Annotated in this window: 15 protein-coding genes; 6 read left to right on the top strand and 9 right to left on the bottom strand. The window is 58.6% G+C overall.

Going from position 1 to position 15430, the window contains the following annotated elements; translation table 11 throughout:
• Positions 1-532 precede the first annotated feature (532 nt).
• Both tpx and ABYO54_RS04810 read right to left on the bottom strand, forming a co-directional pair.
• Complete coding sequence (gene tpx / locus ABYO54_RS04805) at positions 533-1033, bottom strand: thiol peroxidase (protein WP_372807106.1); 501 nt, start codon at positions 1031-1033, stop codon at positions 533-535.
• Between the two features lie 113 nt (positions 1034-1146).
• Positions 1147-1530, bottom strand: coding sequence for a hypothetical protein (locus tag ABYO54_RS04810; protein WP_372807107.1), 384 nt, complete (start codon positions 1528-1530; stop codon positions 1147-1149).
• A gap of 157 nt (positions 1531-1687) precedes the next feature.
• On the opposite strand from ABYO54_RS04810, the gene ABYO54_RS04815 reads away from it, so the two are divergent.
• The 4 genes from ABYO54_RS04815 (at position 1688) to ABYO54_RS04830 (ending at position 6645) form a co-directional block, all read left to right on the top strand.
• Positions 1688-2263, top strand: a complete 576-nt coding sequence (locus tag ABYO54_RS04815) for a hypothetical protein (RefSeq protein ID WP_372807108.1) — start codon at positions 1688-1690, stop codon at positions 2261-2263.
• A gap of 110 nt (positions 2264-2373) precedes the next feature.
• On the top strand, positions 2374-2982 hold the full coding sequence (gene hisB, locus ABYO54_RS04820) for an imidazoleglycerol-phosphate dehydratase HisB (RefSeq protein ID WP_372807109.1): 609 nt from the start codon (positions 2374-2376) through the stop codon (positions 2980-2982).
• A 74-nt stretch (positions 2983-3056) separates the two neighbouring features.
• On the top strand, positions 3057-5840 hold the full coding sequence (locus tag ABYO54_RS04825) for a BsuBI/PstI family type II restriction endonuclease (protein WP_372807110.1): 2784 nt from the start codon (positions 3057-3059) through the stop codon (positions 5838-5840).
• Between the two features lie 16 nt (positions 5841-5856).
• Positions 5857-6645: a sulfite exporter TauE/SafE family protein gene (locus ABYO54_RS04830; RefSeq protein ID WP_372807111.1), complete on the top strand. Its 789-nt coding sequence runs from the start codon at positions 5857-5859 to the stop codon at positions 6643-6645.
• A gap of 52 nt (positions 6646-6697) precedes the next feature.
• Here the strand turns inward: ABYO54_RS04830 and ABYO54_RS04835 are convergent, their stop codons facing one another.
• Positions 6698-6934 (bottom strand): hypothetical protein, encoded by a 237-nt coding sequence (locus ABYO54_RS04835; protein ID WP_372807112.1) that lies wholly within the window; start codon positions 6932-6934, stop codon positions 6698-6700.
• A gap of 177 nt (positions 6935-7111) precedes the next feature.
• Between ABYO54_RS04835 and hisH the strand changes: the two genes are divergently transcribed.
• A complete protein-coding gene (gene hisH / locus ABYO54_RS04840) occupies positions 7112-7732 on the top strand; it encodes an imidazole glycerol phosphate synthase subunit HisH (RefSeq protein ID WP_372807113.1) in 621 nt (206 codons plus the stop codon).
• A 94-nt stretch (positions 7733-7826) separates the two neighbouring features.
• Positions 7827-9299, top strand: coding sequence for an ATP-binding protein (locus tag ABYO54_RS04845; protein ID WP_372807114.1), 1473 nt, complete (start codon positions 7827-7829; stop codon positions 9297-9299).
• A gap of 45 nt (positions 9300-9344) precedes the next feature.
• Here ABYO54_RS04845 and ABYO54_RS04850 read toward each other — a convergent pair whose 3' ends face one another.
• The 6 genes from ABYO54_RS04850 to ABYO54_RS04875 form a co-directional block, all read right to left on the bottom strand.
• The gene (locus ABYO54_RS04850) at positions 9345-10124 is read right to left on the bottom strand and encodes a hypothetical protein (protein WP_372807115.1); all 780 of its coding nucleotides are present in this window, start codon (positions 10122-10124) and stop codon (positions 9345-9347) included.
• Positions 10121-11956, bottom strand: a complete 1836-nt coding sequence (locus ABYO54_RS04855) for a hypothetical protein (protein WP_372807116.1) — start codon at positions 11954-11956, stop codon at positions 10121-10123. Before ABYO54_RS04855 ends, ABYO54_RS04850 begins: the two co-directional genes overlap by 4 nt.
• Before the next feature lie 22 nt (positions 11957-11978).
• Positions 11979-13079 (bottom strand): tetratricopeptide repeat protein, encoded by a 1101-nt coding sequence (locus ABYO54_RS04860; RefSeq protein WP_372807117.1) that lies wholly within the window; start codon positions 13077-13079, stop codon positions 11979-11981.
• On the bottom strand, positions 13076-14065 hold the full coding sequence (locus ABYO54_RS04865; RefSeq protein WP_372807118.1) for a VWA domain-containing protein: 990 nt from the start codon (positions 14063-14065) through the stop codon (positions 13076-13078). The genes ABYO54_RS04860 and ABYO54_RS04865 overlap by 4 nt, the downstream gene beginning before the upstream one ends.
• Entirely contained in the window at positions 14065-15099 is a 1035-nt protein-coding gene (locus tag ABYO54_RS04870) for a VWA domain-containing protein (RefSeq protein ID WP_372807119.1), read from the bottom strand. Before ABYO54_RS04870 ends, ABYO54_RS04865 begins: the two co-directional genes overlap by 1 nt.
• Positions 15090-15430: hypothetical protein (locus tag ABYO54_RS04875; RefSeq protein WP_372807120.1), on the bottom strand; the 341-nt coding region annotated here is incomplete at its 5' end. The genes ABYO54_RS04870 and ABYO54_RS04875, both read right to left, overlap by 10 nt.

Genomic DNA, 15430 nt, shown 5'->3' on the forward strand with positions numbered 1-15430 from the left:
ATGTTTACAGCGCATCATTCATCGTCTCCATCGTTCGGAATAGGGAGACGATCCGCGGCCCGTCTCGGTTGTCGCTATGGAATCCGTTCCCCTAGGAGTGCAGACGACTCGGTTCTCGATCCATGTCTATCGCTCCGGCGGACTAATGGGGAATCCGTGTTCGTTGGAGAAAATTAGCGGGTTTGAAAGGTTCCTGTCTTCCGCGACGGTCTTGATTGGGGGCTGGCAGATAAAAGATTTATGGGTAAAAAACGATACCGCGGATATTGGATGTTTTACCCCGCATCTTTCACCTGAATGCATGCGGAGGCGTTTAGAGAAAATTAGCGGGTTGTAAAAAATGGTCCAGCACTGTCCCTGTTTTCTTTGTGCTTTTGAGCCTCTTTGTGTCCATTGCTTCAGACGCGGGTGCGGTACGGAATGGATTTCGACAAAATGATGCGGTGCAGAATGATGTTTCAAAAGGCGAACGGGTCGCCAAGGGGGAAGAGGCGACCCGTTCTGTTGGGGTGTGGGGTGTTTCTTTGGGGAATTATTTAAGGGCGGCCAGCGCGGCCTCGTAGTTGGGTTCCTGTGCGATTTCGGGGACCTGTTCGGTATAGACCACCTTGCCGGCTTCGTCGATGACGACGACGGCGCGGGAGAGGAGTCCGGCGAGGGGGCCGTCGGCGATGGTCGCGCCGTAATTGCTGCCGAATTCGGGGTTGCGGAACACGGAGACCGGAACGACCTTCTCAAGGCCTTCGGCGCCGCAGAAGCGGCCGAGGGCGAACGGAAGATCGGCCGAGACGCAAACGACGACGATGTTGTCGAGCTCTCCGGCGGCCTTGTTGAAGTGGCGGGTGGAGGCGGCGCAAACCCCGGTGTCGATGCTCGGGAAAATGTTGAGTACGACCTTTTGGCCAGCGAGGTCGGACAGTGCGCATGCGGAAAGGTCGGTTTTCACTGCGCTGAATGCCGGTGCTACGCTACCAACGGCCGGAAGTTCGCCGACGGTACTTACTGGATTTCCTTGAAGTGTAATTGAAGCCATATCAGTCCCTTTGTTGTTGATGCGGATGAAGGTAGCGGATGGCCCGGATTAATCAAGTACAATATTAGTACTAAATTCGGCGTCGGCAAGAAAACCCAATATACACGGGGATTTTAAGCGACCAGAAAATCGAGCAGGAGGGCGATCAGGCTGAGAATGCAGATGAATGCGTAGTTATAAAGTTCCTTGGACCTTACGATGGAGCGCAGGATGTAGAGGGTTCCATCGCGAGTGACGTCGTCGAGTCCTTCCGCTTGGGAGATCTTGGCGATGAGGTCGTGGTTGATCACGACGCGTTTTCGGCGGCGTCCGATGAAATAGCGGTAGGCGAAGAAGATGAAGTAGCTGAGCATGGCGAAGCGCCACACCCAGATGGCCGCAACCGGATTGGCGCGGTTGAGCAGCATCAGCGACCGTACGGCGATCCCGGCACTGAGGCCGATCCAAAGAAACAGGTTGATCAGCCACTTGGGTAAAACTTTGAATTCGTTGTTCATGGTGTTGTTTCCGGCCGAAGGCTCGGCGGGCGTTTCGCGTGATAAATCATGTATTCGGGCATGGACCGTGCTTATATATAGCGTTGACCCGGGTCGGGCAAGTGCCTAGCTTGGTAATTATCGATTTGAAGACCGCTAATTTAGAAGGAGGCAGACAATGAACGTAATGAATTCTCTCGTGCTTATGGGATGCGCCGCGCTGTTGGCCGGATGCGCCACCTCATCGCAGGTTCAGGAAATGATCGATGCCTCGCATCGGGATTATCTCACGAAGGTGGAAGCGCACGACGCCTCCATCGATGTCTTGAAGAAATCGGCGATGACCGGGTTGGAGAAGAGCAAGGAAAACGGCGCCCAGCTGGCCGAGTTGCAGGTGACGATGGAGAAGGTCCTCGAGGAACTCAAGATCGTCAAGGGCTATGCCGAGGCTTCGAAGCTGATGAGTGCCGCCAACACCGTCAAGCTCAACGGCCTCGATGGGCGGTTGAGTGCCAACGAGAAGCAGGACCAGGCGATGAAGGATGAGTTGTCGGCGTTTGACCGGCTTTACGAAAACGTAATGCTCGATCACTACCAAAGGGTTGCCGACAGTGCCCATGCGGTGATCGAGGCCTTGAAGGCCGAGGGATGCCTGGCCAGCACCAACGCGCCGGTCAACCTCGATAAGCCGATCGAAATCGTTGCGCCCAACCCGGCCGCCGCAACGGTTGGCAAAGCGCCCGCGGCGGAATAACCGAACCCGAACGGTTTGCGGCACCCGGTTCTTTGGAGCGCGGGTGCTTTTTTATGGCTTGATGGGGATCGGTTGCCGTTTTAGGTTATCGCGAACCAAAGGATTCCGACATGCAACCAACCCGTACCGCGCACATCATTCGCACCACCAAGGAAACGCAGATCGACCTCTCGTTGAACATCGACGGCAAGGCGAACTATGAAATCTCAACGGGCGTCCCGTTCTTCGACCACATGCTCGACCTGCTCGCCAAGCACGCGCTGCTCGACCTGACCATCCAGGCCACCGGCGACATCGAGGTCGACTACCACCACCTCGTCGAAGACGTCGGAATCGTTTTGGGCGAGGCGTTCAACGAGGCGCTGGGCGACCGCAAGGGGATCAACCGATACGGTTTTTGGGTGTTGCCGATGGACGAGGCGCAGGCGCAGGCCGAGGTCTGCCTCGATCTCGGTGGCCGCCCCTTCTTCGTCTACAAGATGGAGCACGAACAAAAATATATCCGCGACTTCGACGTCACCATCATCAAGCATTTCTGGCGCTCGTTTTGCGACTCCGCCAAAATGAACCTGCATATCGAGCTGAAATTCGGCGAGGACCTGCACCACTGCATCGAAGCCATCTTCAAGTCCGCCGCCCGCGCCCTGCGCGTCGCGTGCGACACCGATCCGCGCGCGCTCGACCTGATTCCCTCCAGCAAAGGCCGCATCGGGGCCTAGAGTAGATAGCCTAAATGGCATTATCGTTTCTATACGCTTGCTGACCAGCGCTTTTCCATGGTATTGGACAAAACATGTCCAATCAAAAAAACCCATTTAAGGCTATCGGCTCAAACTTGCGCATGCTGCGTGAAGAAGCTGGGCTGACCCTGAAAGAAGTGGCCACAGCTGTTGATTTGGATGTGTCGCTATTAAGCAAGGTGGAACGGAATGTCCGTCTGCCTACGCAGGAACAATGCACCGACCTTGCCGCATTCTACGGAGTTTCATCCCAGACGCTGACCCAGGAACGATTGCTGTCGAAAGTGTATGCGGAAATGGGAGCGCCCTCAAATTTTGATCAGGTCGCAAACCAGGTTCGGGAACCGGGCGTTGCCTATCTGGACAACAAGTCCATCGGTCTGATGGGACTGCTGGATTTCCGACGGCTTGATGTTTCGCGGCAGATTAGCGCGAAGCGTCAATCCCAGCTTGGCCAGTTTTTCACCCCATCAAACATTGCTGAGTTCATGGTGGGGATGGTGGCGACTGTTTCTGTTGAGCATGTTCGGCTTCTCGATCCCGGAGCCGGAATCGGTTCGTTGACCGCGGCATTTGTGACAAGGCTGGTCGGGTTGGAGGCGCCTCCGAAATCCATCGAGGTTACCGCATTTGAAATCGATCCTTTCGTTCGAAATTATCTTGAAGTGACCTTGAATGTTTGTGGGAGCCATTGCAGGGAAGCAGGTGTGGAATTTTCTGCTGAAATAATTGAGGAAGATTTTATTCTATATACCCGTCGGCAATTTGAAAAGAGCCTGTTTGAGGCAGATCTCCGGCTTTATACCCACACCATACTGAATCCGCCCTACAAGAAAATCGGGAGCCAGTCGGAGCAACGGAAAGCCCTGCGGTCACTGGGGATAGAAACTGGAAACCTGTATTCTGCCTTTACCGCGCTGGCGATAAAATGGCTGGAGGATGGCGGCGAGATGGTCGCGATTACCCCCCGTAGTTTTTGCAATGGCTCCTACTTCATCCCGTTTCGGAAATTCCTGCTTGAGCAGACCGCGCTTCGACGAATCCATGTTTTCGAACAGCGAGACTTGGCTTTTTCCGATGATGACGTCTTGCAGGAGAACATCATTATCAATCTCATCAAAGGTCAGGTTGCCGACCAGGTTGTCGTTTCGTGTAGCAGCGGATCGGGTTGGGATTTGCTGACCAGTCGCACGGTGGACATTGCGCAGGTCGTGGACATGCAAGGCAGAGAGCATATCGTACATGTTGCGGTAAACGATTTTGATCAGGGGATTGTCGAGCAAATGAACGCACTACCTTGCCGTCTGGAGGATTTGGGAATAAGTGTTTCAACGGGGCGGGTTGTTGATTTCCGGGCTAAAGAGTTCCTGCATATGGCATCGGATGGAAACACAGTGCCTTTGTATTATCCTGGCCATATGGTGGATGGTGAAACCGAGCATCCAAAAAAGAAGTTTCGAAAAGCCCAGTTTGTCGAAGTATGCGAAGCAACCGAAGGGCTCTTGCTCCCGCCTGGAAGCTATGTCGTCGTAAAGCGCTTTTCCACCAAAGAGGAGCCGCGTAGGATTGTGGCGGCGCTGTGCCGGGCGGAAGGATTGGTTGGTTTTGAAAACCATTTGAATGTCTACCATGCAAATGGGCTTGGATTGCCCGATGGAGTAGTGGAGGGGGTTGTGCTATTTCTGAACTCCACTTTGGTAGATATGTATTTCAGGCTTTTCAGTGGACACACCCAAGTCAATGCCGGAGACTTAAAAAGGTTGCGATATCCTAGTTTAGAGACCCTAAAGAACTGGGGGCGGGTATTTACGAAAGTATCCGCTGATCAAGATATGATCGATGAATTGGTGGAAGCAGAGGCAGACAGGATGGCACCTATAAAACGACCGAGCAAAAGAAAGATAAAACAGAAGATCAAAGAAGCTTTGGCCATTTTGCAGGAACTGGGTCTGCCGAAAGAACAGCAGAACGAACGCTCCGCATTGACATTGCTGGCACTAGCAGGGCTGGTGCCTGAAGACGAGTGGTCGGCGGTTGGTTCTCCACTAATAGGAATCACACCTATAATGGATTTTTGCCGAGATTACTATGGAGTCAACTACGCACCCAACACGCGGGAGACTTTTCGACGTCAGACCATGCATCAATTTGTACAAGCTGGATTGGTGCGGGAAAATCCAGATGATCCCATACGTGCAACCAACAGTCCAAAGTGGTGCTACCAGTTGGAGGGAAATGCCAAATTGCTACTTGGGAAGCATGGTACGGGTGCATGGGATTCAGAGTTGAAGAACTATTTGGAGAAAGTGCCAGCGCTGAAGGAGCAATATGAGGCGGCGCGAGATATGGAGAAAATTCCAGTTCGTTATAGTGACGGGGCAGAAGTGATGCTTTCTCCTGGCACACACAACAAGCTCGTGAAAGCCATCATTGAGCAGTTTTGTCCACGCTTCGCCCCTGCGGCCGAAGTTCTGTACATCGGTGATACGAAGGAGAAGTTTGCTTTCCGCTGCAAGGAAAGAATGAATGAGCTGGGTTGCTCAACCGAAGAACACGGCAAAATGCCAGACGTCATTGTTTTCTATCCTGAAAAGGAGTGGCTCATCTTGATTGAATCCGTAACGAGCCACGGACCTGTCGATGCAAAAAGGCATACGGAGCTGGCGAGCCTATTTTCGTCTGCTGAATCAGGTATTGTGTACGTTACCGCCTTCCCCGACAGACGTCTGATGGCGAAGTACTTGGGTGTGATTTCATGGGAAACGGAAGTATGGGTTGCCGATTCGCCGGATCATCTCATTCATTTTAACGGGGAAAGATTCCTCGGTCCCCATTAGCCGGAGATTCGGTGCCATGGACTTTCTTGCGGACTACACCTTCCTCGATCTCTTCTGGATCGGGCTAAGCCTTTTTCTGACGGGGATGAGCAAGGGCGGGTTTCCGGTGGGCAACATTGCCCTGCCGATCCTGATTCTCGTTTGGCCGGCGCAGGCGCAGGCGGCGCGCTCGGCGGTCGGCTTCATGCTGCCGATGCTCTGCCTGATGGATGCCATTGCTCTTTGCTTCTATTGGCGGAAGGTGCTTTGGGGGCGGTTGATCTATTTGATGCCCGCGACCCTTCTGGGCGTTGTGCTGGCCAGCTACCTGTTCGTTTCGGATTCGGCCATGATCGCGGTTTCGGACCGGGCATTGAAAATCTCGATTGGCGTTTTGGGTATTGTTTTCGTGCTCTATTTCGCCGCCAAGAAATGGATCCTGAAGCATATCCACGCCTCGCAACCGACCTGGGGCAAGGGCGCCGTCTTTGGGTTTGCGGCGGGCATCACGTCCACCTTGGCGCACGCGGCGGGGCCCGTCGTGCAGATGTATCTGCTGCCGCAACAGCTCGAAAAGAAACGGTACGCCGGCACCAGTTGCGCCTTTTTCTGGATGCTCAATCTGGTCAAGCTCGTCCCGTTTGCCATGCTCGGGCGCATCGAGCCCGACAATCTGAAGCTGGGCGGGGTGCTTTTGCCCGTGATTCCGCTCGGGGTGGCGCTGGGCTGGTGGCTGACCCATAAGACCGAACAGAAACACTACACGATCCTGATCTACGCCGTGCTGCTGATCACATCCGTCACGCTGATTCTCAAAGCGCAATAGCGAGGGACCGTTTTGCGGGCGGTTCCGCGGTGCGTGTGCGGACGTGGTGGGGTTAGATCCCGTGTTTGACGAAGAGCTCCTGCCGAACGGGGCAGGTGCACATGTAGGCGCTGCCGAACGAGCATTGGTACACGCAGCCCGGTGTGTGCCGGGTGCCGGTGAAAAAGACCGTGTTGCCCACGACGCTTTCGATCGTGCAAAAGGGCTTCCCTTCGTTCGTCGTGCAGATATGGTTGTGCTTGCAGTTCGAGGCCGCGTCCAAGGTTTTTTGCGATATTAAGGTGCTCATAAGGCCTGTCTCCTTCATTCCTAATGCTACGGATGCCGGGCGGATGGAGCGATAATTTTTTTCTAGCAATAAATACTATTTAAAGAAGTTGTCAACGAGCTTGGAATTGGCGGCGTTTTTAGGTTCCCCTCGGCGGCGTGGTGGGTACAGTATCCGCCTTTTTAAAAGGATTGGACCATGATTGGCATCATTGACTATGGAATGGGAAACCTCGGCAGCGTGACGAATGCGTTCCGGTTTCTGGAGCTCGAGGCGAAAATCATCACCCGCAAACAGGAGATGGACGGTTGCCGTGCATTGATCCTTCCGGGGGTCGGTGCATTCGGCGATTGCATGGGGCATCTGGTTGAGCACGATTTTGTCGGGGCCATCAAGGATTGGACCGATGCCGGGAAACCGCTGATGGGCATTTGTCTGGGGCTTCAGGCGCTGTTCAAGAGCTCCGAGGAGTCGCCCGGGGTCGAGGGGTTGGGCCTCTTGCCGGGAACCGTGAAACGGTTCGACCTTCCGCGGGAGCTGAAGGTTCCGCAAATCGGCTGGAATCGCATGGTCGAAGTGCAACCGGATTGTCCCATGTTCGAGGGGATCGACGACCGGTCGTTCTTTTATCTCGTGCACTCGTACTACGTCGTGCCGGATAGCCCCGACCTGGTTGCCGGGAAAACCGAATACGGAATCGACTATTGCTCCTGCGTCTGGAAAGAAAATATTTTCGCCACCCAGTTCCACCCGGAAAAATCGCAGGCGGTCGGTCTGCGCATGCTCCGCAACTTCTGGAACTGGTCGGAGAAACAATAGACGTTCAATACGTGACGCGGATTCAAAGCATTTTGGTCGTGTGCCCGGCTGCGGCGGTGGTAAGGTCTGCGCGAACTTCTTTAAAGGGGTCATCATGGGAGTGCAAAACAACAGATTGAAAGGCAAGATCCTGCTGATCTTGTTCATCGCATCGATCGGATCATCCATCATCACGGGTGGGTTTCTGGTTTTTCTGCTGAAAATGAACGGAATCATTGGCGAAGTCGGCACAACCTTGCCGATGGCTTTCGCCATCGGGGTCTACCTGCTGAGCGGACTCTTCATTCTGGTGTTGCTCAATATCCTGCTGGGCAAAAATATCATCATGCCCGCCGTCGAACGCCAAATGCTCGAAAACGAACGCGCGATGCTCAGCGAGCAGCTGCACCATTCGCAGAAGATGGAAGCCGTCGGCCGCCTGGCCGGGAGCATCGCCCACGACTTCAACAATTTGCTCACCATCATCGACGGCTATTCCAGCCTCATCGTCGCCGATCCCACCTCCGCCGAAGTCGGGCAAAACGCCAAGGAAGTCATCGACGCCGCCCGCAAGGCCTCGTTCATCACCCGCAAGCTGCTCAGCTTTAGCCAAAAGGAAAAGACCGAGCCCGTCACCCTCGACCTCAACAGCATGTTGCAGGATACCGACAAGATGCTCACGCGCCTGATCGGCGAACGGATCACGCTCGTCACCAAATCGTCGGCCGAGCCGCTCTATGTCAAGGCCGACCCGGTCCAGATGGGGCAAGTTCTGATGAACCTCGCGGTAAACGCGCGCGATGCCATGCCCAACGGCGGGCGCATCACCATCAAGGTCGGGCACCGCCAGATCGAAAACGGCGATTGCAACAAGCCCGACAAGCTGGCGGCCGGACCGTTCGCCGAAATCTCCGTGCAAGACTCCGGAACCGGGATCGATGAAGCGACGCGCGCCAGGATCTTCGAACCCTTCTTCACGACCAAGCCCTCCGGCAAAGGCACCGGGCTGGGGCTTTCGATCGTGAAAAGCATCATGAAGGAGAACAACGGGTTCATCAATGTCGCCAGCAAACCGGGGAGCGGAACCACCTTCTTCCTCTATTTGCCGGTTTGCAGTCTGGCGGACGATTCCTACCACAGGGATAGGCTGGAACCCGAGCTCTCCGCGCCGCCGGCGGCCGAATCCAAACCCGTGCTCGACAAGGAAGCGCCGGGCGGCGAGGGGGCGTCCGCCACGATCCTGCTCGTCGAAGACGATCCGATGATCCGCACGCTCGTTGCGCAAACCCTGGAGTTGCAGGGCTACACCGTCTTGCTCGCCGAAGAGGGGTGGGAAGGCGTGAAGGTGGCCCGCCAGTACAAGGGCACAATCGATCTGCTCTTCACCGATGTGGTCATGCCCGGCCTCGGCGGTGCCGAGCTGGCCATTGCGGCCAAGGAGCTCTATCCGCAGATCGAAGTGCTCTTCATGTCCGGTTATTCGCGCAGCCAGCTCAACGAAGAGGGCGTCCCGCCCGATGCCGCCGTGCTCGAAAAGCCCTTCACCCCCGACAAGGTCGTAGCCAAAGTCCGCCAGCTCATTGCCTAGATGGGGGCGTTTGGGGAATTCCGGTTTCCGGATGCTCCGCGACTTTCAATCCAGCTTCACCGTCTCGGCGGCGCCGGCGGGGATCCAGCAGGATTGGCCGTCGGCCAACCGAACATGCCACCAGTCGGTCCGCTCTTCGAGCAACCTGAATTCCGTGCCCGAATGCAGGGGTTCCAGAAACGCCGGGGCATACATGGTGCCGTCGCCCTTGCGGGCCAGCACCTCCCTCGCCACGATCACGCCCGGGTGCGCCCGCCGCGCCATGATGGCATCGGCCAACAGCGATGCCAGCAGGATGGCCGAGAGCACGCCCGTTGCCGCGGCGGTGATGCGCGCCTCTTTTTTCGGGGTTCGGCTCGTCCAGAAGCAGGCACTCCAGAAGAGCAACCAGCAGAATGCGAACAACCACCAGCGCAAGGTGGTCGAAGAGTTGAGATGCCAGCCCAGCAGCTTGGCCGCGAGCGGCGACGGCTCCTGTTTGGGGATCAGGTCGGTGCGCAACGCCAGCGCCGAGGCCAGGTTGTGCTGCACGTCGGCGTTGCCCGGAAGGTAGTGCTCGGCGCGGCGATAGTTCAGGATCGCCCGGCCCAGATCGTTCGCCATGAACCAGCTGTTGCCCAGCGTGTAGAAGAGCCGGCCGTTGCGGACGCCCTCCTCCTCGACCAGGAATTCGAACTGCTGGGCCGCCGCCGCATACATGGCCGAGTTCGTCGCGGACTGGAACATGCCCTGCGCCGTCTCCAGCGTGGTGAGCCGGTAGTCGGCGGCCAAGGCCGGGAGCCCCGCCAGCAGGCAGAGCGCGGTGAGTTTGAGCGTCATCTTCATTTCAGTGAGTTCTCCACGGTCTTAACAATGCGGACGGCTTCGCGGACGATTTGCCGCGCATCGCCCGGTTCGTCGAATGCGGAGGTGAAGCGATAGGCCTCGCAAAGCGCAAACAGCTTTTTGAGTTCTTGCTGGGTGCGGATATCGGCTCCGGCTTCAACGAGACCGTGCTCGGCATCGCGGAAGGAGAGGGCGCCGGGATTGAGGAGCAGGCGGTCGCCGAGGTAGGCGCGCAACACGCCGTCGAGGTCCCGATAGATCTCGCTTTTCATTTCTCGGGTCCGGATGTGCGCGGCGTTCTTGCGGAAGACCTTGAAGGCGCGCGCCGCCTTGGCCGTGCGTTGGATGTGGTGCTTCTTCTCGCCGAACAGCGAAACCAGCGAGGCCCCGCCCACCGCCAGCGGCGGCAACAGCAGGAACGCCAGCACCGCATACGGATGCGCCCAGCCCAGCAACGGCAACCGTTTGCTCGTCAGCAGCTCGGGCCCCACATAGTTTTGCCGAATCCCGTCCTCCACCGCCCGCAACCGGTTCTGGAAGTTGCCGCGCCCAAAGACGCCGATCTCCTCCGCCGCCGAAACCCGGATCGGGATCGCCGGCGATTCCGCCACCACATACGCGTTTTGCGTTGGGCTGAAATAGGCCAGCTGGATCGGCGGAATCTCGTTGTTGCTCGTCGATAGCGGGCGGATGGTCTGCGTGTAGATTTTCGAGTTGCCCGACAGTTGCGGCAGCGAGCGGTCGGAGGGGATCTCGAAGCGGTTGACGAGGTAGGGCTGGTAGCGCAGCGCTTCGAAGAAAATGTTTTCCATGAAGTCGGTTGCGGTAATCGTGATGGTCAGGGTGATCGGTTCGCCGACGCGCACGTCGGTCGGTTCGGCGGCCACCGCGATCTCGAAGTCGCCGACCATGCCGTTGAACAAGTCGGGCCGCCCCTCGGTCGGAAGCGGTTTCACGTCGAGTTCCAGCGGTTGCGACTCGGTGTAGATCCGTTGCCAGTCTCCGCCCGTCACGTTTTGGTCGAAGAAGGTGTTATCGAAATAGGCCGGATACTGGAAGGCCGAGCGGCGGGCCTTCGGGGTGTTGGCGTCCTTTTCCTGCTCCGCCGCGCAGAGCAGGGTGGCGGGCGGGATGACGATCTTGCCGCTCTTCTTCGGAATCAGCACCTTGGCGAACTCGAGCGACTGGTGTTGCGTTTCCCCCTCCTGGTAACTCTTGCGCAGGGCCAGCACGCGCGTGCCGTGAACCGGCAGCCCCGTGGCATTGGCGTTCTTTTCCCGGTCCGGCTCGTGCGGGTCCAGAATCTGGAAGCGGTTGTCGTTGAGGATCGGGAAATGGAAGTCGACCGCCTTGATGGCGCCGAACTGGTAGGTGCTGTCCCAGACGGTCTTCAGCACCAGCGGCTCGCCGACATAGACCGACGTCTTCGTCAACTGCTGCTCCAGCGTCATGCGGTCGGTGGTCTCGGGCTTGCGCGCCACGATGGGCACCGCCGTTGAATAGACCGAGCCGAAGCGCAACGCCGGGACCGTCAGCTCGCCCTCGCGCTTGGCGCGCAGGGCAAAGCGGTAGAGCCACGTGTTGGGGGCGCTCGTGGGTTTTCCCGCGCTCAGCACCGTTGCATTGAACTCCTCCATCGATTCCAGCGCCGGCACATCCGGTTTTTCCGCCGCCTTCACGATCACGTCCAAATTGAACACCTGCCCCAGGAAGACATTCGTTTCCGTCGCGGTTGCCTGGGCATAGAAGTTGGTCTCCGCCCCCGACAAACCCGCGACCGCAACCGTTGCGGTTGCGAGGATCGTGCTTTTCCAGAAATGCATTAACTTCATCGCTCCATTCATCCAATCTGCCTTACCAATCCTTCTCGACGGCCTTGTATTCCCCGGCCTTCTTTTCCTTGCGCCGCTCTTGGTTGCGGACCTCTTCGGCAAGGATATCCATTTCGGTCGCGTTGGGGGGCGGCACGCCGCGGATCTCCTCGTATTCCGAGAAGTCGCCGAACGGGTCGGCCTCTTCATACTGGTCCGCATCCTCGTCCGATTCCTCGTAATCCATGTCGTAGTCTTCGTCGTCCTCGCTCTCCTCGTCCGATTCCCCGTCCTGTTGGTTCGGGTCCTCCGGCGCGGCGCCCAGCGCGGCGACGAGCTCCGCCAGCGCGGTCGGCTGGTCCGGCTTCGCCATGGCCTCGGCCGCCAGCAACGTGTGGTCGAAGGTTTCCTTCAGCGGTCCCGGCAACCGGGTGCCGTCCGGCAGGGGGATTTCGGCTTGCAGGCCGGAATCCTCGATCACCTTCGCCAGCTCGCGCGTCTCCGTTTCCAGCTGCCGCTGGGGTTCGCCCGTGTTTTGGGTTTCGATCAGCGCGGTCTGCCGTTCAATGAACTCCTGCAGCTTTTCGCGGAGGTAGGCGATCAACTCGTCTTGCTGGCTTTGCTGTTCCTCCTGCTGCCGGACCTCTTCCTCGATCTGCGCCGCAATCCGCAGCGAAATTTCCAGGTTATAGGCCGCGTTTTCAAAGGCGGGGTCGTAGCCGAGCGCCATGCGGTAGAGCCAGGCCGCCTGTTGGCAATAGGCCGCCGCCGCGCGCCCGTCCGTCTCGCGCACGCTCTCGCCGGTCTTCATCAGGCAGTTGCCGATGTTGTACCAGCACTGGCCGCGCATCGCATCCGTCTCCGCCAGCGACGCGGCATGCTCGTAGGAATACATCGCATCCTCGAACATCGTGGCGCGGTACTGGGCGTTGCCCAGATTGTAGGCAATCTCGGCCGACCCCGGCGCCTCGGCCAGCGCCTCGTGGTAGGCATTGATCGCATCCTCGTACCGTTTTTCGGCCAGCGCAACGTTCCCCGCCTTGAACAGCTTCGCCGGGGCGGCCTGGAGGACCCCGGCCACCAGCAACGCAACGCAGAGCAGCGCCCTGCGACTCGCGACCTTCAGACCTGCGAACCTCGTCATGTTCTCCTCCTCCAGCGGTTGGCGGCGAGCAACACGATCACGGCGCCGCCCAGGAAGAGGTGGAACTTTTCCTCGTAGCGTTCCATCACCTGCGAATCGGTGGAAGCGCGCTCGGCGTTTTCCATGATCTGGCGGTAGATCCGCGCCAAATCGAACGGGCCGTTGGCCACGTCGAAATAGATGCCGTCGGGGACGGCGGCCGTCATGCGGCGCAGGGTTTCGGCATGCAGCTTGGTCCAAACCTCGGTGTTGCCGTGCTTCATGAACGAGCGCGCTCCACTCTCCTCGTCCTCCAGCGCAATACGGCTGCCGCGCGCGCGGTCGCCGATGCCGATGGCGATGAACCGCACCCCGGCGTCGGCCAGTTTCTTGACCGCCTCGACTTCGTCGGGGCCGTCGACCATGTCTTCGCCGTCGGTGATCAGGATCAGGTCCTGCATGCCCGCGTTGGCGGGGTCGAGCAGCTTTTCGAGCGTGCGCTCGACCGCGTGGCCAATCATCGTGCCGCCCGCCGCAATACTGTTCGGCGAAGCCTGCCGCAGCGCCATGCGGAAATAGTCGTAGTCGACCGTCAGCGGGCAGCGGATCTCCGCCGAGCCCGCGAACAGCACCAGCCCGACGCGGTCGCCCGACAGCGTTTCGACGCAGTCGAGGATAGCGGTCTTGGCGTTTTCCAGTCGGTTGGGATGCATGTCTTCGGCCAGCATGCTGCGGGAGACGTCGAGCAGGAAGACCACATCGCGGCCGGTCTCCTGCAGCTTTTGCTCCTGCAGGTCCCAGGCGGGTTGGGCGAGGGCGAACACCACCAGGGCAATCGCCAGGCAGCTGCCGACCGCTTCGCGCTTGCGGCTGATGAACAAGGCGCCCGTGCCGAAGGCGCGGATCGCCTGTTTGCGCCGGACGGCGGCATAGAGGAACAGCCCCGCCGCGGCGGGAACCAGCCACAGCCATAGCAGGGCGTTGGGGTTGTAGAAATAGATCGGCATCAGGGAATCCTCCTGAGCCAAGTGGTGGCTAAGGCGGCGTGGCCAACGAGGAGCAGCAGCCCCACGGCCGCGAACGGCTGGAAGACGTCCTTATAGGTGTGGTAGCGCTCCGTCTCGATCTCGGAGGTTTCCATGGCGTTGATCTCTTCGTAGATGTCGCGCAGCGAGGCGTCGTCGGTGGCGCGGCGGTAGATGCCGCCGGTGGTTTCGGCCATTTTTTCGAGGATGCGTTCCTGCACCAGCGGCTCCTGCTCGATTTGCACGGGGCCCTCCGGCGTCTGGATGGTCTTCATCTCCGGCGGGTCGGTGATGGCGATGGTGTGCAGGCGGATGTCCCAGTGCTTGGCCAGCGCCGCGCCTTCCATCGGCAGGTGCCGCCCGCAGTTGTTGTTGCCGTCGGTCAGCAGGATGATGACCTTGCTCTTGATCTCGTAGCCGAGGCTTTCGCCCTCGGCCGCGGCATAGCGCTCCTCCGCCGTCTTGAGGCGGGCGGCGGCCAGCGTGACCGCGTCGCCGAAGGCGGTGCCGTCTTCGTTGGGGCGCGATTCGATTTCGAGGTCGCGGATGAAGTAGAGCAGGGAGTCGTGGCCGAGCGTCAGCGGGCAGACGGTGTCGGCATAGCGCGCAAAGGTGATCAGGCCGAGCAGGTCGTTGGGGCGTTCCGCGGCAAACTGTTCCACCACCTGCTTGGTGACTTCCATGCGGCTCATGGTGCTGTCGCGGAACGGCATCGAAATATCCATCGAGCTGGAGATGTCGACCACCAGCTCGATCGCGATGCCTTCCTTGGGAATTCCCTGGGTCAGGTCCTTGAGCTGCGGTTTGGCGCAGGCGAAGACGAGCAGTGCCAGCGCCAGCGCCTGAAGCCAAAAGAGCAACGGCATGAAGCGCAGGCGCAGGGTTGGCGGAACCTTCTTGAACGAGGCCAGCGAGGAGAAGCGCACGGCGGCTCCGCCCGACTTCCGGAAATGATCGAGGACCATTTTCAGCAGCGGCAGCAGCAACAGCAACGCCCATGGAAGCGCTAGTCGCACGGTTCCTCCATCGTCTCTTCCACGAATCCGCGAACATATTCAACCAGGCTGTCCGCATAGCCGTCCGGAATCCGGTTGGAGAAGCGGACGAGATCGTTCGCCGTCAGTTTGTCCACCAACGTAACGCGGCGGCCCAGCAACGGATACTTAGGGATGTTGCGGATGATTTCCCCGGTGGTTTTGCCGGCGGTTGGAATCTTGAGTTGCCGGTCGAGAAATTCCAGCAGGATGCGCCGCGCTTCGTCGATGCGCGCCAGCTCGTCCTCCGGAAGCCGATCCAGGGCCTGCCGCGCCGCTTCCTGCGGCGAAAGCTCCTGCGTTTTTCGGGGGC

Origin of the sequence: Pontiella sp. (genome assembly GCF_041622395.1) — a bacterium.
Classification (GTDB): Bacteria; Verrucomicrobiota; Kiritimatiellia; order Kiritimatiellales; family Pontiellaceae; genus Pontiella.